Origin of the sequence: Paraburkholderia flagellata (assembly GCF_021390645.1) — a bacterium.
In the GTDB taxonomy this organism is placed as follows: Bacteria; Pseudomonadota; Gammaproteobacteria; order Burkholderiales; family Burkholderiaceae; genus Paraburkholderia; species Paraburkholderia flagellata.
Genome location: NZ_JAJEJT010000001.1, coordinates 881,920 through 900,602, shown reverse-complemented (window position 1 = coordinate 900,602; position 18,683 = coordinate 881,920). Strand labels below are relative to the sequence as shown.

Here is an 18,683-nt window from a genome sequence, read left to right as displayed (position 1 = left end):
GCCAACGGTCACGAGCCGTAGCCGCCCCGCTTCGGCCGCGCGCCCCTTACCGCGCCGCGCCGCCCGTATCAGCCGTGCATGAGACCGGAGTCAGTGCTCACGCACTCACTGCGGCTCGACAGGAGAATGATGAAGAAGTTTGCAGTGTGCGTGGCGCTGGCCCTCATCGCGGGCAGCGCCGCCGCCAAAGAGTGGAAAACCGTGCGCATCGGCGTGGACGCCAGCTATGCGCCGTTCGAGTCCAAAGCGCCGAACGGACAGATCGTCGGTTTCGACGTCGATCTCACGAAAGCCCTTTGTGCGCGCATGAACGTGAAGTGCGTCTGGGTGGAGAACGACCTCGACGGCATCATCCCGGCGCTCAAGGCCCGCAAGTTCGACGCGATCGTGTCGTCGCTGACCATCACGCCGCAGCGCGCCCGGCAGATCGACTACTCCGCAAAGATGTTCGATGCGCCCGCACGCATGCTCGCGCGCACGGGTTCGCCGCTTCTGCCTACGCCTGCCTCGCTCAAGGGCAAGAACGTGGGCGTCGAGCAGGGCTCGACCCAGGAAGCGTACGCGAAGGCGCACTGGGCGCCGCAGGGCGTGAACGTGATCTCGTACCAGAATCAGGACCAGGTCTACCAGGATCTGATCGCCGGGCGTCTCGACGCCACGCTGCAAGACGAAGTCCAGGCGGACTTCGGCTTCCTGAAGACGCCGCGCGGCAAGGGTTTCGCGTGGGCCGGCCCGGAAGTGGAAGACCCGGCGACGATTGGTGACGGCACCGCGATCGGCCTGCGCAAAGACGACGCCGACCTGAAGGCGAAATTCAACACGGCGCTGGCCGCGATTCATGCCGACGGCACGTTCGACAAGATCGCGAAGCAGTACTTCGACTTCGATATCTATAAGGCCAAGTGAACGGGAAAGCACACGCAGGTAAATAAACAACGAGACATTACCGCTCGCGATTCGCGCCACGACGCCTGAAAGCTCCGGGGGCTCCCCGATAGACCGCCACCGGGCTTCGTATACAGTCACAGGCGCGCTCACGAGCGCAATCGCATCGGCCACGCGCGCGTACGCAACACTGCGCACGAACACCGCGCGGCCATGAACGGATTTGAACCGCGGCAGACAAGCGCCGCGCCTTTCGCGGTGTGAGAAGCGCACCGTCAAGGACTCGCCCATGTTTCTTCAAGGCTACGGCCCGCTGATCCTCGCCGGCACCTGGCAGACCGTCAAGCTCGCCGTGCTGTCGCTCGCACTCTCGTTCGTGCTCGGGCTGATCGGCGCGGCGGCCAAGCTCTCCAAAAACCGCGTCGCGCACGGTGCGGGCACGCTCTACACCACGCTCATTCGCGGCGTGCCCGATCTCGTGCTCATGCTGCTGCTCTTCTACAGCATCCAGATCTGGCTGAACAACCTCACCGACATGCTCGGCTGGGATCAGATCGACATCAACCCGTTCCTCGCGGGCGTGGTCGTGCTCGGCTTCATCTACGGCGCTTACTTCACCGAGACCTTCCGCGGCGCGTTCCTCGCCGTGCCGCGCGGCCAGCTCGAAGCGGGCCACGCCTACGGCATGACGAACTGGCAGGTGTTCGTGCGCATCATGTTCCCGCAGATGATGCGCTTCGCGCTGCCCGGCATCGGCAACAACTGGCAGGTGCTCGTGAAGTCCACGGCGCTCGTCTCGATCATCGGTCTCGCCGATGTCGTGAAAGCCAGCCAGGACGCCGGCAAGGGCACGCTGCGGTTCTTCTTCTTCACGCTGCTCGCCGGCGCAATCTATCTCGTCATCACCACGGTCTCCAACTTCGTGCTGATGTATCTCGACAAGCGCTACTCCACCGGTGTGCGCAAGGCGGATCTCTGAATCGCGCGAGGCCAAGACCATGCAAGACTTCGTCCAACTGATCCAGCAGTACTGGCGCAACTACCTCTTCTCCGACGGCTACCACTTTAGCGGCGTGGCCATCACGCTGTGGCTGCTCGTCATCTCGATCGGGCTCGGCTTCTGCCTCTCGGTGCCGCTCGCCGTCGCGCGCGTATCGAAGAAGAAGTGGCTCGCCGGGCTCGTGTGGCTTTACACGTATATCTTCCGCGGCACGCCGCTCTACGTGCAGTTGCTGCTGTGCTATACGGGCCTCTACAGCCTCGAGATCGTGCGCAACCACGAGCTCACGAGCGCGTTCTTCAGAAGCGGCATGAACTGCACGCTGCTTGCGTTCACGCTCAACACCTGCGCGTACACCACCGAAATCTTCGCGGGCGCGATCAAGGCCACGCCCTACGGTGAAATCGAAGCCGCACGCGCCTACGGCATGTCGCAATTCACGCTGTACCGCCGCGTGATCCTGCCTTCGGCGCTGCGTCGCGCACTGCCCTACTACAGCAACGAAGTCATCTTGATGCTGCACGCAACGACCGTGGCCTTCACGGCCACCGTGCCGGACATCCTGAAGATCGCGCGCGACGTGAACTCGGCGACTTATCAGTCGTTCGGCGCGTTCGGCATCGCCGCCCTGCTGTACCTGATCATTTCTTTCACGCTCGTGTGGCTGTTCCGCCAAGCCGAGCGCCGCTGGCTCGCATACCTGCGACCGCAAGGCAAGTGAGCCCGCTAGAGGTCAATTGATGAATTCCCAGAAGCAGAAGCTGTTCGTCGACTCCATCCACAAGAAGTATGGCGACAACGAAGTCCTCAAGGGCGTGTCCCTGAAAGCCAATGCAGGCGACGTGATCAGCGTGATCGGCTCGTCCGGATCGGGCAAGAGCACGATGCTGCGTTGCATCAACTTCCTCGAGCAACCCAACGCCGGGCGCATCGTGGTGGATGGCGAAGCAGTCACCACGCGCGCGGACAAGCGCACGGGCGCGCTGCATCCCGCCGACGCGAAGCAACTCCAGCGCGTGCGCACCAAGCTCGCAATGGTGTTCCAGCACTTCAACCTGTGGTCGCACATGTCGGTGCTCGAGAACGTGATCGAGGCCCCGGTGCACGTGCTGGGTCTGTCGCGCAAGGAAGCCGAAGATCGCGCGCGCACCTATCTGGAGAAGGTCGGTCTCGCGCCGCGCGTGGAGAAGCAATATCCCTCGCACCTCTCGGGCGGTCAGCAGCAACGCGTGGCGATTGCCCGCGCGCTCGCCATGCATCCGGATGTCATGCTGTTCGACGAGCCCACCTCGGCGCTCGACCCCGAACTCGTGGGCGAAGTGCTCAAGGTGATGCAGAAGCTCGCCGAGGAAGGCCGCACGATGATCGTGGTCACTCACGAAATGGGTTTCGCGCGCAACGTTTCGAACCACGTCATGTTCCTGCACAAGGGACTCGTGGAAGAGGAAGGCCAGCCGGCCGAGGTATTCGCCAATCCGAAGAGCGAGCGCCTGCGCCAGTTCCTTTCGGGCAGCCTCAAGTAAGACGACCCACTGGTTCGCCCCTTTCGGCGATGTAGTAAAAGTAGTATTACAAGGCGCTTACGGCGCCTTTTCTTTTTTCGTCTTTTGCCCTCGAAAAGCCGTCGGTTTCCGCTCAAAAACGGCGTTTTTCGCATTACTCCTTGTGAAATCTCTCGTCAATAGTGGCAATCCTGAACTTAGCCATTTGATAGACGTGAGTCCCTTGCCCCGTAAGGCTTTCGATCTATTTGTAGTACCTCTCTGATCACCATCCAGGAAGGCCATATTGCAATTTGACGACACCCCGGGGTGCGAGCACGAATTTGTTCGCCAGCACGGACCTTTTTTGCTAAATTAGTAACCAAAGTAGCAAAACAAAGTTCATTAAAAGTAGTTTCACTTCAAAAAGAACGGGAGATGCCAGTCAACCAGGGGATCTGCAAGACGACCCAGCGCGGGTCGTGCAGTGGCAACAGCCCGTACGCCGATCCTCGGGGTAATTCTCCCTTACGCGACGATTTCTGTTCGCAGCGCCGCCAAGCGCACGGACGTCTTTCGCAGTACTAAGGTTGACTCTTTGACAGGGTATGGAGGAGAAGATGAAGAAAGCTTTGCTCGCCGCAGCATTGATGTCGGCTGGCGTGGTCGCGCATGCACAAAGCAGCGTCACGTTGTATGGCCGCCTCGACATGGGTATTGCGTATATGAACGGCATCGGTGCTGGTGTTAGCACCACCCCGGGCCACATCGGCTCGGCTACGCATGGCTCGAGCCAGGTTCAGCTCGAAAGCGGCTACTGGGGCACCAGCCTCTGGGGCATGAAGGGCGTTGAAGACATCGGTGGCGGCAACAAGGTTCTGTTCCACCTGGAAGGCAGCTTCAGCACGGCTAACGGCTCGCTCGGCTCGGCCGGCTCGCTCTGGAATCGCTGGGCAACCATCGGTGTAGCGAATGACCAGTTCGGTACGCTGCTCGCTGGCCGCATGCTGTTCATCTCCAACGGCATTTGGGACTTCGACCCGTTCGGTCAGTCGAACTGGTCGTCGGCTTCGATGGTCCGTGGCCGCAACTGGCCGCAATCGAGCAACAACATTTCGTACCAGTCGCCGAACTGGATGGGCTTCGACGTGTACGGCCAGTACGCGTTCTCGAACGCGACGAACTGGAACGGCAACGGTACGACGAACCAGGGTCGCGAAGCTGGCCTGCAGCTCACCTACACGAGCTCGCTGTTCCAGATCCGCGGTCTGTATGACGAAATCCGCAATCCGAACAACGGTCAGCTGGGCGGCATCTACAACGCGCTCAACGGCGGCAACACGACTCCGGTCGGCACCCAGGCCACCGGCAATGGCGTGTTCGCGTATTCGCGTGACTACATGGCCATGTTCAACGTGTTCCTCGGCGCGTTCAAGATTCAAGGCGGCTATGAAGCCATCCGTTCTTCGGGCATGAACCCGGGTGTCATCGGTCAGCCGACCACGCTTGACCACGAATGGGGCGGTGTGACGTGGCAAATGACGCCGGCTGCAGCGCTGATCGCGGCGGTCTACCACGTCAATGCGAACAACGGCGGCGGCAACGCCACGCTGTACACGGTTGGTGGTTCGTACAACCTGTCCAAGCGCACGCTGCTCGACATCCAGGCAGGCACGGTGCAGAACAGCAAGGCGGCCAACTTCGGCCTGAACGCCAACAACTTCGGTACGGCGGCTGCCACCGGCAACCCGGTTCCGGGTCACAGCCAGGTTGGCGTGTACGCAGGTATCCAGCACTCGTTCTAATTTGAAGCGAGTGTAGACAGAACAGCTACATCGACGTTTTCACGCTGCTGCGAGAGGCGCGTATCGGTGCGATGTCCGAAAGGGTATCGCACCGTTTTTTATGCTGGGGACGGGCCACGAAAGTGGCGCCGTCCCCTTTTCTATTGGTGCATCAGGTGCTTCGTGTCCTTCGGGGACCGGCAGTCGAAAGCAAGCGGCCTCAAACCGCCGCTTCGTTCTCCTCGCCCGTGCGGATGCGGATCACGCGCTCCACGTCGGTCACGAAGATCTTGCCGTCGCCGATCTTGCCCGTGCGCGCCGCGCCGATGATCGCGTCGATCACCTGGTCGGCCTGATCGTTCGCGACCACCACCTCGATCTTCACCTTCGGCAGAAAGTCGACCACGTATTCGGCGCCGCGGTAAAGCTCCGTATGGCCCTTCTGGCGGCCGAAGCCCTTGACCTCGGTGACGGTCAGGCCCGTGAGGCCCACCTCGGCGAGCGCCTCGCGCACTTCGTCGAGCTTGAACGGTTTGATCACGGCAGTAATGCGTTTCATGGCGAACCTCGTCTCGTTATCGAATTTGTCGGAAATTTCAGAACATATCGGGATTCTACGCTGTGCGGCCGGGGCTCACGCCGAGGGCTTGCCCGCAGGCGCCGCGCTCGCTTCGTCGGGTACCTGCTCCAGATCGGCGAGCCACACCACCGACTCCGAATCGCTCGGCGCACGCCAGTCGCCGCGCGGAGACAGCGAGCCGCCCGAGCCGACTTTCGGCGCATTCGGAATGCAGGTGCGCTTGAACTGGCTCTGGCGGAAGAAGCGGTCGAGGAAAATGCGCAGATTGCGCTTGATCGCCGCGAGATCGTATTGATTGCGCACGACCGTCGCGTTCTCGGGCCACGCGCCGGCTTCCCGGTCGCCCCACGCGTGGCGCGCGAGGAACGCCACCTTTGAAGGCGCGAAGCCGAAGCGCAGCGTGTAATAGAGATTGAAGTCCTGAAGCTCGTATGGGCCGATCGTGCTCTCGGTTTTCTGCTCGGGCGCGCCATCGGACTTGCCCGGAATCAGCTCCGGGCTGATGTCGGTGGCGAGAATCGCCTCGAGCACGTCGCGGCCGCTCTCCCCGTTCTGGCCAATCTGGCCCGTTTCGGCCACCCAGCGCACGAGATGCGTGATGAGCGTCTTCGGCACGCTCGCGTTGACGTTGTAGTGCGACATGTGATCGCCGACGCCGTACGTGCACCAGCCGAGCGCAAGCTCGGAGAGATCGCCCGTGCCGATCACGATCGCGTGATTGAAGTTGGCGAGGCGGAACAGGTGATTCGTGCGCTCGCCGGCCTGCACGTTTTCGAAGGTGATGTCGTAGGTTTCCTTGCCTTCCGAATACGGATGGCCGAGATCTTCGAGCATCTGCATGCAGCTCTGGCGAATATCGATTTCGCGCGCCGTGCAACCGACGAGCGCCATCAGTTCGCGCGCCTGGCGCAGCGTGCGCTCGCTCGTGGCGAACCCGGGCATCGTGTACGCGAGGATGTTCGCGCGCGGCAGCCCGAGGCGATCCATCGCCTTCGCGCACACGAGCAGCGCATGCGTGGAGTCGAGCCCGCCCGAGACGCCAATCACCACTTTCTTGATGCCCGCCTGCGAGAGCCGCTGCACGAGCGCCTGCACCTGGATGTTGTAGACCTCGTTACAGCGCTCGTCGCGGCGCTTCGGATCGGCCGGCACGTAGGGGAAGCGCTCCACGCGACGCGACAGCGCGAGCGTTTCGCGCGCCCACGCGCCCTCGCCCGCCAGCTCACATGAAATCACGCGGAACTTCGCGACTTCATCGGCGTGGCGGCGAATCGAATCGCCGAACGTGGTCTGGCGGATGCGCTCCTGCTGCAACCGCGCGAGATCGATGTCGGCGAAGATGAGGTGCGAGTCGTCCGGGAAACGCTCCGATTGCGCGAGCAGTTCGCCGTTTTCGCACACGAGCGCGTGGCCGTCCCAGGCCATGTCGGTGGTCGACTCGCCCTTGCCCGCCGAGGTGTACAGATACGCAGCGAGACATCGCGCCGACTGTTGCGACACCAGCTGCTGCCGGTAGCCCGCCTTGCCCACCACGACATTCGACGCCGAAAGATTCACGAGCACCGACGCACCCGCGAGCGCCGCGAACGACGACGGCGGAATCGGCACCCAGACGTCCTCGCAGATCTCAACGTGAAAGCGCAGACCCGCGACCTGCGGCACCTCGAACAGCAGCGACGCCCCGAACGGCACGTCCGCGCCGGCGAGGCGCACGGTGTCGGTACTCGCGACATCGGCGGGACTGAACTGGCGCGGCTCGTAGAACTCGCCGTAGTTCGGCAGGAAACTCTTCGGCACAACGCCCGCCACACGCCCGCCCGCCACGACTGCGGCGCAGTTGAAAAGCGAGTGGCCCAAGCGCACCGGCAGACCCACGATCATCACGAGCGGCAGCGTGGCCGAGGCTTCCACGATCTGCGCGAGCGCGCGCTCGCAGGCGTCGAGCAACGCTTGCTGATGGAACAGGTCGTCGCAGGTATAGGCCGAGAGGCCAAGCTCGGGGAACGCGACGAGCGCCGCGCCCTTCGCGGCGGCCGCGCGCGCGAGCGCGAGCGTCTCGGTGGCGTTGAATGCGGGATCGGCCACGCGGCAGCGGGGCACGCCCACAGCCACGCGCGCAAAGCCGTGCGTATAGAGATTGAAGAAGCGCTCTTTCATTTCGATAACCTTGAGGCGGGCGCGCTGCGCACGAAAGCGCGCGTTCTGACGTTCGGGCTGCTTGATGCCCCTTGATGCCGCGTGGCTGCCGCCGCTGCAAGAGGCGCGGCGGTCCTCACCCGCTCGGGACGTTTGCTTTACCATGACCGTTTGCCGCGGCAGGCGCTGTTGAAATCCCACGCCGCTTCCCACGCCAACGGGCACGCAAGTTGAATCAGGAACATTTCGATTATCGCACGGGCATCCTCGGCTCACTGTCCGAGGTCGACGCCGCCGAATGGAACGCGCTGCTCGCACGCCAGGCGCAGCCCACGCCCTTTTTGCGCCACGAATTCCTCGCGGCGCTCGACGCCACGCGCTGCACCACGCCGAACGAAGGCTGGGCCGCGCAGTTCGTCACGCTCACCGACACGCGCACCGGGCGCCTCGCCGCGGCCGCGCCGGTGTACCTCAAGGGTCACTCGTACGGAGAGTACGTATTCGACTGGGCCTGGGCCGACGCCTACAAGCGCAACGGCCTCGAGTACTACCCAAAGCTCTTGTGCGCCGTGCCGTTCACACCGGTGCAGGGCACGCGCCTGATCGCCGCCGACGCAACCGCGCGCCGCCATCTGGCCGCAACGCTGCTCGCCTTCGCGGAGCAGGCCGACGTCTCGTCGCTGCACGTGCTCTTCCCGACCACGGAAGACGCCGAGGCGCTGACCGGCCTCGGCATGATGCAGCGTGACGGCGTGCAGTTTCACTGGCTCAACGACGGCTATCGCGACTTCGAGGACTTCCTCTCCACGCTGGAGCAGAAGAAGCGCAAGAACATTCGCGCTGAACGCCGCAGGGTGCGCGAGGCGGGCGTGACGATGCGGCGCGTGCGCGGTGAGGACATCAGCGATACTGAATGGCGTTTTTTCAGCCGCTGTTACCGGCAGACGTACCGCGAGCATTTCTCTTCGCCGTATCTGAATCTCGACTTCTTCCGCATGATCGGCGAGACGATGCCGGAAAATCTGCTGCTCGTGATCGCCGAGCGCGAAGGCAAGCCGATCGCGAGTTCGCTCGTGGTCTGGCAGCGCGGCGAGAATGGCCAGGGCGGCACGCTCTATGGCCGCTACTGGGGCGCGCTCGAACACGTGCCCTGCCTGCACTTCGAGACCGCGTACTATCAGCCGCTCGAATTCTGCATCGAGGAAAAGCTCGACGTGTTCGAAGGCGGTGCCCAAGGCGAACACAAGATGGCGCGCGGTTTCCTGCCCACGGCCACGCGCTCGGCGCACTGGCTCGCCCACCCTGCGTTCTCCGACGCCGTGGCGCGCTTTCTCGAAAGCGAGACGAACCATATTCACGCCTATATGCACGAGCTCAATGAGCGCAATCCTTTTCGTACCTGATGCGCGTCATGCGCCTGATGCGTACGAAAGACTCGCGCGCAGCGCGCCCTGAAACGTCTTCGCCCATCACGATCATCGCTTCCAGAACTATGCCGTGGTTCCTGTACATGCTCGAATGCGCCGACGGCAGCGTCTATACGGGCATTGCCATCGACGTCGCCGCCCGCTTCGCCCAGCACGCGAGCGGCACGGGCGCGCGCTACACGCGCTCGCGCAAGCCGGTGCAGGTGCTCGCGCAGTTCGAGTTCGCCGACCGTGCACGCGCGTCGAGCGCCGAATACTGGGTCAAGCGCCTCACCCCGCGTGAGAAGCGCGCGCTCGCTGCCGGCGCGCGCACGCTCGAATCGGTCCTGCCTCCACCACCCCCGCCACCTTTGGATACGGCCCCGAAAATCGAAGCGCCGGAATGAGCAAGCCGAGCAAACGTCACCCGCACGGGCGTCTGCTCTTTTCATCGAACGCGCCGGTTAAAGCCTAAAGCCGCCCGCAGCCCCCGCCGTTATTGCGCACAAGACGCCGGTCTTCGCCCCCGGCGTGCGCTCTCATTTCACCTTGCCAGCCGAAGGAACCGGTGAAGCATGCAGAGACCCATTAAAAGAACGGAGACGAGCCAGCTTGCCCCCGGTTGGCACGGACTGCGGCGCACGACTGCCGCCCTGTTGCCGCTATGGCTGCTCGCTGCCGTCATGGCGGTGATCGCTGCGGCCAGCCTTGCGATCATGTCGATCCTGCTTGCCTATGTGGCGGGGGAAAGCAGCTGGTCGAAGGGCCAGAAGGACGCCGTTCACGCCCTGGAGCGCTATGCGCGCACCGGCGACGAAGCGGATTACCGCACGTTCCTCGCCGGCATCGCCGTGCCGCTCGGCGACCGCGCGGCCAGGCTGGAGATGAACCGCGCGCAGCCGGACACCGCAGCGATCCGCCACGGCTTCGAGCTGGGCCGCATCGCGAGCGCCGACATGGACGGCATGACCTGGGGCTACCGCACGCTCAAGAACACGCCGTGGATGCGCCCGGCCGTGGCGTTCTGGGAGATCGGCGACCACTATATTCTGCGTCTCGCCGATACGGGCGAACGCCTGCACACGCTCGTGCAGGCGGGTGGGTTGCACGCGCCGGAGTCCGCCGGCCTCGTGCGCGAGCTGCGCGAGATCGACACCCAGCTCGCGCCCATCGAAAGCGGCTTCTCCCGCTCGCTCGACGACGCGGCGCGCGCCACGCGCTCGCTGCTTACATTCGCGCTCGCCGCCTCCGCCATCGTGCTGCTCGGCGTGTTCTCACAATTCATCCGCCGTGCGCTCGCGCGCAGCGACCGCCTCGAAGCGGAGGTCCGCAAGAACGAGGAGCGCCTCACGCTGGGCTTTGAAGGCATCAACGCAGGGCTCTGGGACTGGGAAGTCGGCAGCCGCCAATGCTACTTCTCGAACTGGCTCTACGAGCAGCTCGGCTATGAGGTGGGCACGCGCTTCGAAAGCGATACCGGCCTCACACAGCTCGTCCATCCCGAGGACCTCACGCTCGTGCGCCACGCGTTGCGCCAACACCTTGCGCGCGCAACGCCATTCGACGTGGAATTTCGTCTGCGCACGCTCGCGGGCAGCTACTGCTGGTGCCGCGCGCGCGGCCAGGCGGTGCGCGACGCGCGCGGGCGCGCCGTGCGCATGGTCGGCTGCCTGTTCGACATCTCCGAGCTAAGGAGTGCCGAAGCGAAGGCTTATACCGAACGCGAACTGGCGGAGGTTACGCTGGCCTCGATCGGCGAAGCGGTGATCCGCACCGATGAAAACGCGCGCGTGACCTACTGCAACGCCGTGGCCGAACGCATGCTCGGCCGCGCGGCCGCCGATATGCTCGCGCAGCCGTTCGACGCGATCTGCGACCTGCGCAACGACGCGCATGAAGCGCAGCGCTTCGAAGTCCTGATCAATTCACAAGCAACCGGCGCGACAGACGACACAGGCGGCGCGAATCTCCACGTGGTGCGTGCGAACGGCTCACGCCTCGCGGTCGATTACTCGGTGTCGAAGCTGCGCGACGTGCAGCGCCGTGTGATCGGCACCGTCATCGTGCTCTACGACGTGAGCGCGCTGCGCGAACACGCCGCCCGCCTCGCCTGGCAGGCGACCCACGACGAGCTCACTGACATCTACAACCGCCGCGAGTTCGAACGGCGTCTCGCCGCGCTGCTCGACGACGGCGGCAGTGCGCAGACTGGACATGGCCACGCGGTCATGTTTCTCGATCTCGACCAGTTCAAGGTCGTCAACGACACGTGCGGACATTCAACCGGCGACGAACTGATCCGCCAGGTCTGTCGCGTGCTCAAACGAGAGTTGCGCGGCGAGGACATCATTGCGCGCCTGGGCGGCGACGAATTCGGCGTCGTGCTGCCGCACTGCACGGCGGCGCAGGCGTCGCTGCTCGCGGAGAACCTGCGCGCGGGCATTGCCGCGATCCGCTTCACGGGCGCCGGCCGCATCGTGCAGACGAGTGTGAGCATCGGACTGGTCGGCGACGCGGCGGGCCTCGTTTCCGTGAAGGAGGTGATGAAGGCCGCGGACGTGGCGTGCTACATGGCGAAGAAGAAAGGCCGCAACCGTGTGCACCGTTTTCGCTTTGACGACGAGGAACTCTCGCAAACGCACGCGCAGATGGCGTGGGTCTCCGATATCAAGGCCGCGCTCGAAAACGGCCAGTTCTGCCTGTTCGGCCAGAAGATTCTCCCGCTTGCGCAGGCACCGTCAGCCAACGACACGCACGTCGAACTGCTGCTGCGCATGCAGACCGCCTCCGGCGCGCTCGTGGAGCCTTCCACCTTCATCGGCGCGGCGGAACGCTTCGATCTCATGCCGGCCATCGACCGCTGGGTGATCGCGAGCGCGTTCGCGATGATTGCCGAAGGCACGCACGATTACGGCACCTGGTCGATCAACCTCTCGGGCGCCTCGCTCGGCGACGAGCACCTCGCCGACTATATCGAGGAGCAGCGGCACATCTGGTCCATCCCGTTCGGGCGCGTGTGCTTCGAGATCACCGAGACCGCCGCGATCACGAACCTGGACGACGCAATCAAGCTCATCGAGCGCCTGCGCGCGCAGGGCTGCCGCTTCGCGCTCGACGACTTCGGCGCGGGCATGTCGTCGTTCAACTACCTCAAGCATCTGCACGTCGACTATCTGAAGATCGACGGCAGCTTCATCCGCGGCATCATCGACAGCCCGCTGGACCAGGCCATCGTGCGTTCGATCAACCAGGTCGCCCACGCGGCCGGCAAGCTGACGATCGCCGAGTGCGTGGAGGACGCCGCCATCGTGGACTGGATGATCGCGATGGGCGTGGACTACGCGCAGGGCTACGGCGTGGGCAGACCCGCGCGGCTCGACATTCTGCGCGGGCCGGAGTTGCGCGACGTCGCTGAAGTGGGTTGATCGAGCGCCCATGAAAAAACCGCACGGCCTGCCGGCGCGTGCGGTTTTCAATCAAGCGTCAAGCGTGCGATTTACTTCTTGAAGTTCGCGACGCCTTCGGTGATTTCCTTGTGGGCGGCTTCGATGCCGACCCAGCCTTCGACCTTGACCCACTTGCCCTTTTCGAGCGCCTTGTAGTTCTCGAAGAAGTGCTTGATCTGGTCCTTCAGGTACTCGGGCACGTCGTCCAGCGACTTGAGGTTGGCCGTCATCGGGCAGACCTTGTCGTGCGGAACCGCGATCAGCTTAGCGTCGACGCCCGACTCGTCGGTCATCTGCAGCATGCCGAGTGCGCGCGAACGTACGACCGAGCCGGCCAGCAGCGGGAACGGCGTGATCACGAGCACGTCGACCGGGTCGCCGTCGCCCGAGAGCGTCTGCGGAATGAAGCCGTAGTTGACGGGATAGCGCATGCCCGTGCCGACGAAACGGTCGACGACGAGCAGGCCCAGGTCCTTGTCGGCTTCGTATTTCACCGGATCGCTTTGCGCGGGAATCTCGATGATCACGTTGAAGTCTTGCGGCAGATCCTTGCCGGCGGGGACATTTGCAAAGCTCATGAGCGCTCTCTGTTGAGAAGGGAAAAAGCGACGGCTCGCGCGCAAACCCGCGCGAAACCAGACGTTGGAGGATGGACGCCATTATAGCCAATCGGCCAGGGCGGCCGGCGCTTCGGCCCAGGGCTTTCCCGCACGCAGATGAAGTGCCTGCTGAATTCCCGCGCGAAGCGCCTGCGATGGCGCGATAATGAATCTGCCGGCGCGGCCCTCCATCGGGCAATCCGAGGCACGCTTGCCCGGCGTTTCCCGTTTTGCGTTTCCCTTCCTCGTTTCACCCCCATTTACGAGGCGCATGCATGGAAGAAGCGAAGCACTTCATCGGCGGCGAGTGGCAATCGCCCGCCAGCGGCGAGACATTCGCCGCGATCGATCCCTCCAGCGGCCAGCCCTTCGCGCAGCTCGCGCGCGGCAATGCATCCGACATCAACGACGCCGTCACCGCCGCGCGTAAAGCCTTTGAGGGCGCCTGGGGCGCCTTGAGCGCCACTGAGCGCGGGCGCCTGCTGTTCGCGCTCTCTAGCCTCATCGGCCAGCACAAGGAGGAGCTCGCGCAGCTCGAAGCGCGCGACACCGGCAAGCCGCTCAAGCAGGCGCGCGCCGACGCCGCCGCGCTCGCGCGCTATTTCGAGTTCTACGCTGGCGCCGCCGACAAGCTGCACGGCGAAACCCTCCCCTACCAGGCGGGCTACACGGTGCTCACGGTGCGCGAGCCGCACGGCGTGACGGGCCACATCGTGCCCTGGAACTACCCGATGCAGATCTTCGGCCGCAGCGTGGGCGCGGCGCTCGCCACCGGCAACGCGTGCGTGGTGAAGCCCGCCGAGGACGCCTGCGTGTCGCTGCTGCGCGTGGCCGAACTGGCCCGCGACGCAGGCCTGCCCGCCGGGGCGCTCAACATCGTCACCGGTCTTGGGCATGAGGCGGGCGCGGCGCTCTCCTCGCATCCCGGCATCGACCACATCTCGTTCACCGGTTCGCCGCAAACGGGCAAGCTCGTCGCGCAGATGGCCGCCGAACACCACGTGCCCGTCACGCTGGAGCTTGGCGGCAAGTCGCCGCAAATCGTCTTCGCCGATGCCGACTTCGACGCCGCGCTGCCCGTGCTCGTGGCCGCGATCGTGCAGAACGCGGGGCAGACCTGTTCGGCCGGCAGCCGCGTGCTGATCGAGCGCAGCGCGTACGAACCGCTCATCGACCGGCTCGCTGCGTCGTTCGGCAAGCTGCGTGTGGGTCCGGCCAGCGCTGATCTCGACTGCGGTCCGCTCATCAACGAGAAGCAGCGCCAGCGCGTGCGCGGCTTTCTCGACGAAGCGGCCGCAAGCCGCATCGCCACGGCGGCGAGCGGCACGCTCGAAGCGGATGCGCCGAGCGGCGGCTTCTACGAAGTCCCGACACTGCTGCGCGACGTGCCGCCGCAAAGCCGTCTTGCGCAGGAAGAGGTCTTCGGGCCGGTGCTCGCGGCCATGCCTTTCGAGAGCGAGGAAGAAGCGCTCGCGCTCGCCAATGGCACGCTCTATGGCCTCGTCGCCGGCATCTGGACGCGCGACGGCGCGCGCCAGATGCGTCTCGCCCGGCGCGTGCGCGCGGGCCAGGTGTTCATCAACAACTACGGTGCGGGAGGCGGCGTCGAATTGCCGTTCGGCGGCACACGGCATTCGGGACATGGGCGCGAAAAAGGCTTCGAGGCGCTCTATGGCTTCACGGTGCTGAAAACGATCGCGATCCGGCACGGCTGAACATTTCCTCAATCAAACAAGCGCCATACAAACGGAGACACCATGCGACTCAAAGGCAAGACGGCTGTCGTGACGGGCGCCGGCTCGGGCTTCGGCGAAGGCATTGCAAAGACCTATGCGCGCGAAGGCGCAAACGTCGTCATCAACGATCTGAACGGCGAAGCGGCCGCGCGCGTGGCAAGCGAGATCGCGCTCGCGGGCGGACGGGCCATCGCGGTGCAAGGCGACATCACGCGCGAAGCCGACTGGCACGCGCTGCGCGAGGCGGCCATCGAAGACTTCGGCAGCGTGCAGATCGTCGTCAACAACGCAGGCACCACGCATCGCAACAAGCCCGTGCTCGAAGTGAGCGAAGCGGAGTTCGACCGCGTCTACGCCGTCAACGTGAAGGGCCTTTACTGGAGCGTGCGCGCGTTCGTGCCGCATTTTCGCGAGCGCGGCGGCGGCGCGTTCGTCAACATCGCGTCGACTGCGGGCATCCGGCCGCGGCCGGGGCTCGTCTGGTACAACGGCAGCAAGGGCGCGATGATCGTGGCCAGCAAGGCGCTCGCCGCCGAGCTGGGCCCCGACCAGATCCGCGTGAACTGCGTGAATCCCGTGATCGGCGACACGGGCCTCACGGCGGAGTTCATGGGCGTGCCCGACACGCCCGAGAACCGCCAGCGCTTCATCGCGACCATTCCGCTCGGGCGGTTTTCCACGCCGCAGGACGTGGCCAATGCGTGCCTCTATCTCGCCTCGGATGAGGCGGCGTTCATCACCGGCACCTGCATCGAAGTGGATGGCGGGCGCTGCGTGTAGCTGTGCGCCGCTGCGTGCCGCTGCGCCAGGTCGTTGACTGATCGGTGTTTTCCCCGAGCTTCACGCGCCGTCGCGCCACGGCGGCGCGTATAGAATGATCGTGCTTTCGCGTCGAATACCCGCCATTTCAAGGCGGCAATACAACAAACACGCCAACGAGCAAGATCTTGCTCTGGATGGGACCGGAGTACGCTGAAGCGCTAACTCCGGTCGACATAGGAGACACCATGGCCAGTCCAGCGAATCACCTGCCGCACGCGGGAGCGGGCGCACCGCCCTCCGCATTCGAAGAAGCCACGTATCGCAAAGTCGCGTGGCGGCTCATTCCGCTTCTCATGCTGTGTTACGTGGTCGCGTATCTGGACCGCGTGAACGTGGGCTTCGCCAAGCTGCAGATGAGTTCGGCGCTCAATCTCTCCGATGCGGTGTATGGCTTCGGTGCGGGCATTTTCTTCGTCGGTTACTTTCTGTTCGAAGTGCCAAGCAATGTGATCCTGCATCGCGTAGGCGCGCGCGTGTGGATCGCGCGCATCATGGTCACGTGGGGCCTCGTCTCGATCCTGACGATGTTCGTCACCACGCCCACCATGTTCTACGTGATGCGCTTTCTGCTCGGCCTGTGCGAGGCGGGCTTCTTCCCCGGCATCATCCTCTACCTCACCTACTGGTATCCGGCGCACCGGCGCGGGCGCATGACCACGTGGTTCATGACGGCCATTGCGCTTTCGGGCGTGATCGGCGGGCCGGTGTCGGGCTGGATTCTCAAGTCCTTCGACGGCGCGAACGGCTGGCAGGGCTGGCAGTGGCTGTTCCTGCTCGAAGGGTTGCCCTCGGTGATCGTCGGGGTGCTGGTGTTCTTCGTGCTCGACGACCGCATCGGCAAGGCTAAATGGCTCACCGAAGACGAGCGCGCGCTGCTCGAACGCAACATCGCCGCTGAGGACGCCACCAAGGAAGACCTGCCGCTCATGACGGTGTTCACGAGCGCGCGCGTGCTCGTCATGAGCCTCACCTACTTCTCGTTCGTGATGGGCCTCTACGGTGTGAGCTTCTGGCTGCCCACCATCATCAAGGCGACGGGCGTGAAGGACGCGCTCACGATCGGCCTGCTGTCGGCCATTCCGTTCGCAGCGGCCGTGGTCGGCATGGTGCTGGTGGCCAAGAGCGCCGACCGCACGCGTGAGCGCCGCTGGCACATCGCCGTGCCGGCCGCCATCGGCGCGCTCGGCCTCGTCCTTTCGGTCACGTGGGCGCACGACACCACGCTCGCCATGACGGCGCTCACGATCGCGACCATGGGCATCCTCACCACGCTGCCGCTGTTCTGGAGCCTGCCCACGGCCTGGCTCGCGGGCACGGGCGCGGCTGCCGGCATCGCGCTCATCAACTCGATCGGCAATCTCGCAGGCTTCCTGAGCCCGTATGCGGTGGGCTGGCTCAAAGAGGCCACGAAGGCCAACGATTCGGGCATGTACATGCTCGCGGCGTTCATGATCCTGGGCGGCCTGCTCGCACTTTCCGCTCCGGCGAAACTCGTGAACCGCTGAAGCATTTTCGCGTTTCTCCAAAAACAAACGGCCGCCTGTTTTGCAGGCGGCCGTTTTTTGTTGGGACTTCAGTGGCGGCTTCTTCAGCCGCGTGGCGGCGGCATCAAACCACGTTCATCGACAGTGCACTTTCACGATAGTGCGAAGCCGCCTTCTCGCCGTCGCCGAGCTGCTCGTGCAGGCGCGCGAGTGCGCGATGCGAGCGGATCTTGAGTGGCTCGTTGTGCGTTGCGTCGGCGGACTTGAGCGCCGCTTCGAGGAACGACTGCGCTTTGCCCCACAGCTGCTGCTTCAGGCACAGACGGCCCAGTGCGAACAGAAGGTCGCCGTCCTCGGGGCGCTCCTTGCGCCACGCCTCGGCCTTCTGGATGAGCGGCAGCGCGTCGCTGCCCGCGGTATCCGGATAGCGGCGCAAGAGGCGCGCGTCCCAGTTCTGCGCGAGCGCTTCCTCAACGATCTTGCGCGCGTCGGCCTGGCGATCGAGCGCGATTAGCAGCTCGGCGGCGCAATCGGCCAGACGCGGCGAGTGGCGCTCGACGTTCGAGAGCGACTGCCACAGTTCGAGCAGCGCGTCGGCGTTGTGACGGCGGTCGCGCAGCAGGTTTTCCGCCGCGAGCTGGCGCAGACGCACGGCCACAGCCGGGTGCAGCGCCTCGCGCTTTTCCAGCGTCTTCACGAGCTTGAGCACTTCGCTCCAGTTCTTCAGCTGCTGCTGGGCGCGCAGCGCGATCTGCTGCGCGTGGATGCGGCGGCCGCCCTGCGTGCGCATTTCGGTGAGCGCGGCGAGTGCGCCATCGGCGTCGCGGCCGTCGGCCCGCATGTCGGCGGTCGCCATGAGGCGCGCTTCCTGGAGATCGGGGTCGTCGACCTGGGTGAGCCATTCGTCGCGGCGCGCGTATTCATGCAGACGATGCGCGGCCGTCGCGGCGATCAGGCCCGCGGCGCTCGTGTTCTTGACGTCGGCGAGCGAATCGCGCGCGGCCTTCTCGGCGCGCGAGAAGCGGCCCGCGTAGAGATTGCCCACGGCGTCGCGCAGCGCCGAGTTCGCCTTCTCGGCGCGCATGCGCGCGCGGTAGGCGGTGACGCGGCGCGGCATTGTCACGATGTTGCGCGCGAAGCGCAGGATCGCGTACAGCAGCAGGAAGGCCACCACGATGCCGACCACGAACAGGTTGAGCGAGACGTCCACGCGATACGGCGGATAGACGAGCAGCACCTGCCCGGTGTCGAAACGCCCGACGGTCGCGAGCGCGACGGCAATCGCGAAGAGAAGCGCGAGCCAGAGGAGTCCACGGATCGCCAT

The 18,683-nt window shown here is 64.7% G+C and carries 15 protein-coding genes; 11 read left to right on the top strand and 4 right to left on the bottom strand.

From position 1 onward, the window contains the following. Positions 1-129: 129 nt before the first annotated feature. The 5 genes from L0U83_RS03880 (at position 130) to L0U83_RS03860 (ending at position 5,171) form a co-directional block, all read left to right on the top strand. Positions 130-906, top strand: coding sequence for an ABC transporter substrate-binding protein (locus L0U83_RS03880; RefSeq protein ID WP_233880687.1), 777 nt, complete (start codon positions 130-132; stop codon positions 904-906). A 268-nt stretch (positions 907-1,174) separates the two neighbouring features. Next, a complete protein-coding gene (locus L0U83_RS03875) occupies positions 1,175-1,864 on the top strand; it encodes an ABC transporter permease (RefSeq protein ID WP_233880685.1) in 690 nt (229 codons plus the stop codon). Between the two features lie 19 nt (positions 1,865-1,883). Further along, positions 1,884-2,606, top strand: coding sequence for an ABC transporter permease (locus tag L0U83_RS03870; RefSeq protein ID WP_201693653.1), 723 nt, complete (start codon positions 1,884-1,886; stop codon positions 2,604-2,606). Between the two features lie 19 nt (positions 2,607-2,625). Further along, complete coding sequence (locus L0U83_RS03865; protein ID WP_233880683.1) at positions 2,626-3,408, top strand: ABC transporter ATP-binding protein; 783 nt, start codon at positions 2,626-2,628, stop codon at positions 3,406-3,408. Positions 3,409-3,986: 578 nt separating this feature from the next. Next, on the top strand, positions 3,987-5,171 hold the full coding sequence (locus tag L0U83_RS03860; protein ID WP_233880681.1) for a porin: 1,185 nt from the start codon (positions 3,987-3,989) through the stop codon (positions 5,169-5,171). Positions 5,172-5,370: 199 nt separating this feature from the next. Here L0U83_RS03860 and L0U83_RS03855 read toward each other — a convergent pair whose 3' ends face one another. Continuing rightward, positions 5,371-5,709, bottom strand: a complete 339-nt coding sequence (locus tag L0U83_RS03855; RefSeq protein WP_027795598.1) for a P-II family nitrogen regulator — start codon at positions 5,707-5,709, stop codon at positions 5,371-5,373. A gap of 75 nt (positions 5,710-5,784) precedes the next feature. After that, entirely contained in the window at positions 5,785-7,887 is a 2,103-nt protein-coding gene (locus L0U83_RS03850; protein WP_233883701.1) for an NAD(+) synthase, read from the bottom strand. Between the two features lie 209 nt (positions 7,888-8,096). On the opposite strand from L0U83_RS03850, the gene L0U83_RS03845 reads away from it, so the two are divergent. The 3 genes from L0U83_RS03845 to L0U83_RS03835 all read left to right on the top strand — a co-directional run bounded on the left by L0U83_RS03845 (position 8,097) and on the right by L0U83_RS03835 (position 12,697). Further along, a complete protein-coding gene (locus L0U83_RS03845; RefSeq protein ID WP_233880679.1) occupies positions 8,097-9,269 on the top strand; it encodes a GNAT family N-acetyltransferase in 1,173 nt (390 codons plus the stop codon). 89 nt (positions 9,270-9,358) lie between these two features. Next, positions 9,359-9,679 (top strand): GIY-YIG nuclease family protein, encoded by a 321-nt coding sequence (locus L0U83_RS03840; RefSeq protein WP_233883699.1) that lies wholly within the window; start codon positions 9,359-9,361, stop codon positions 9,677-9,679. A gap of 168 nt (positions 9,680-9,847) precedes the next feature. Continuing rightward, the gene (locus tag L0U83_RS03835; RefSeq protein WP_233880677.1) at positions 9,848-12,697 is read left to right on the top strand and encodes an EAL domain-containing protein; all 2,850 of its coding nucleotides are present in this window, start codon (positions 9,848-9,850) and stop codon (positions 12,695-12,697) included. A 71-nt stretch (positions 12,698-12,768) separates the two neighbouring features. Here the strand turns inward: L0U83_RS03835 and ppa are convergent, their stop codons facing one another. After that, the gene (gene ppa / locus L0U83_RS03830; protein ID WP_028207725.1) at positions 12,769-13,296 is read right to left on the bottom strand and encodes an inorganic diphosphatase; all 528 of its coding nucleotides are present in this window, start codon (positions 13,294-13,296) and stop codon (positions 12,769-12,771) included. Between the two features lie 296 nt (positions 13,297-13,592). Between ppa and L0U83_RS03825 the strand changes: the two genes are divergently transcribed. From L0U83_RS03825 to L0U83_RS03815, 3 genes are all read left to right on the top strand, one after another. Beyond that, entirely contained in the window at positions 13,593-15,032 is a 1,440-nt protein-coding gene (locus L0U83_RS03825) for an aldehyde dehydrogenase family protein (RefSeq protein ID WP_233880674.1), read from the top strand. A gap of 42 nt (positions 15,033-15,074) precedes the next feature. Beyond that, complete coding sequence (locus tag L0U83_RS03820; RefSeq protein ID WP_233880672.1) at positions 15,075-15,833, top strand: SDR family oxidoreductase; 759 nt, start codon at positions 15,075-15,077, stop codon at positions 15,831-15,833. Positions 15,834-16,060: 227 nt separating this feature from the next. Then, positions 16,061-17,380, top strand: coding sequence for an MFS transporter (locus L0U83_RS03815; RefSeq protein WP_233880670.1), 1,320 nt, complete (start codon positions 16,061-16,063; stop codon positions 17,378-17,380). A gap of 103 nt (positions 17,381-17,483) precedes the next feature. Here the strand turns inward: L0U83_RS03815 and L0U83_RS03810 are convergent, their stop codons facing one another. Beyond that, complete coding sequence (locus L0U83_RS03810; RefSeq protein WP_233880667.1) at positions 17,484-18,683, bottom strand: heme biosynthesis protein HemY; 1,200 nt, start codon at positions 18,681-18,683, stop codon at positions 17,484-17,486.

Bases quoted from the DNA above. Each gene is read 5' to 3' on its own strand.
- L0U83_RS03825 (WP_233880674.1), top strand. From the start codon at position 13,593: ATGGAAGAAGCGAAGCACTTCATCGGCGGCGAGTGGCAATCGCCCGCC.
- L0U83_RS03820 (WP_233880672.1), top strand. From the start codon at position 15,075: ATGCGACTCAAAGGCAAGACGGCTGTCGTGACGGGCGCCGGCTCGGGC.
- L0U83_RS03870 (WP_201693653.1), top strand. From the start codon at position 1,884: ATGCAAGACTTCGTCCAACTGATCCAGCAGTACTGGCGCAACTACCTC.
- L0U83_RS03880 (WP_233880687.1), top strand. From the start codon at position 130: ATGAAGAAGTTTGCAGTGTGCGTGGCGCTGGCCCTCATCGCGGGCAGC.
- L0U83_RS03855 (WP_027795598.1), bottom strand. From the start codon at position 5,709: ATGAAACGCATTACTGCCGTGATCAAACCGTTCAAGCTCGACGAAGTG.
- L0U83_RS03840 (WP_233883699.1), top strand. From the start codon at position 9,359: ATGCCGTGGTTCCTGTACATGCTCGAATGCGCCGACGGCAGCGTCTAT.
- L0U83_RS03815 (WP_233880670.1), top strand. From the start codon at position 16,061: ATGGCCAGTCCAGCGAATCACCTGCCGCACGCGGGAGCGGGCGCACCG.
- ppa (WP_028207725.1), bottom strand. From the start codon at position 13,296: ATGAGCTTTGCAAATGTCCCCGCCGGCAAGGATCTGCCGCAAGACTTC.
- L0U83_RS03875 (WP_233880685.1), top strand. From the start codon at position 1,175: ATGTTTCTTCAAGGCTACGGCCCGCTGATCCTCGCCGGCACCTGGCAG.
- L0U83_RS03860 (WP_233880681.1), top strand. From the start codon at position 3,987: ATGAAGAAAGCTTTGCTCGCCGCAGCATTGATGTCGGCTGGCGTGGTC.
- L0U83_RS03865 (WP_233880683.1), top strand. From the start codon at position 2,626: ATGAATTCCCAGAAGCAGAAGCTGTTCGTCGACTCCATCCACAAGAAG.
- L0U83_RS03850 (WP_233883701.1), bottom strand. From the start codon at position 7,887: ATGAAAGAGCGCTTCTTCAATCTCTATACGCACGGCTTTGCGCGCGTG.
- L0U83_RS03835 (WP_233880677.1), top strand. From the start codon at position 9,848: ATGCAGAGACCCATTAAAAGAACGGAGACGAGCCAGCTTGCCCCCGGT.
- L0U83_RS03810 (WP_233880667.1), bottom strand. From the start codon at position 18,683: ATGGCGATCCGTGGACTCCTCTGGCTCGCGCTTCTCTTCGCGATTGCC.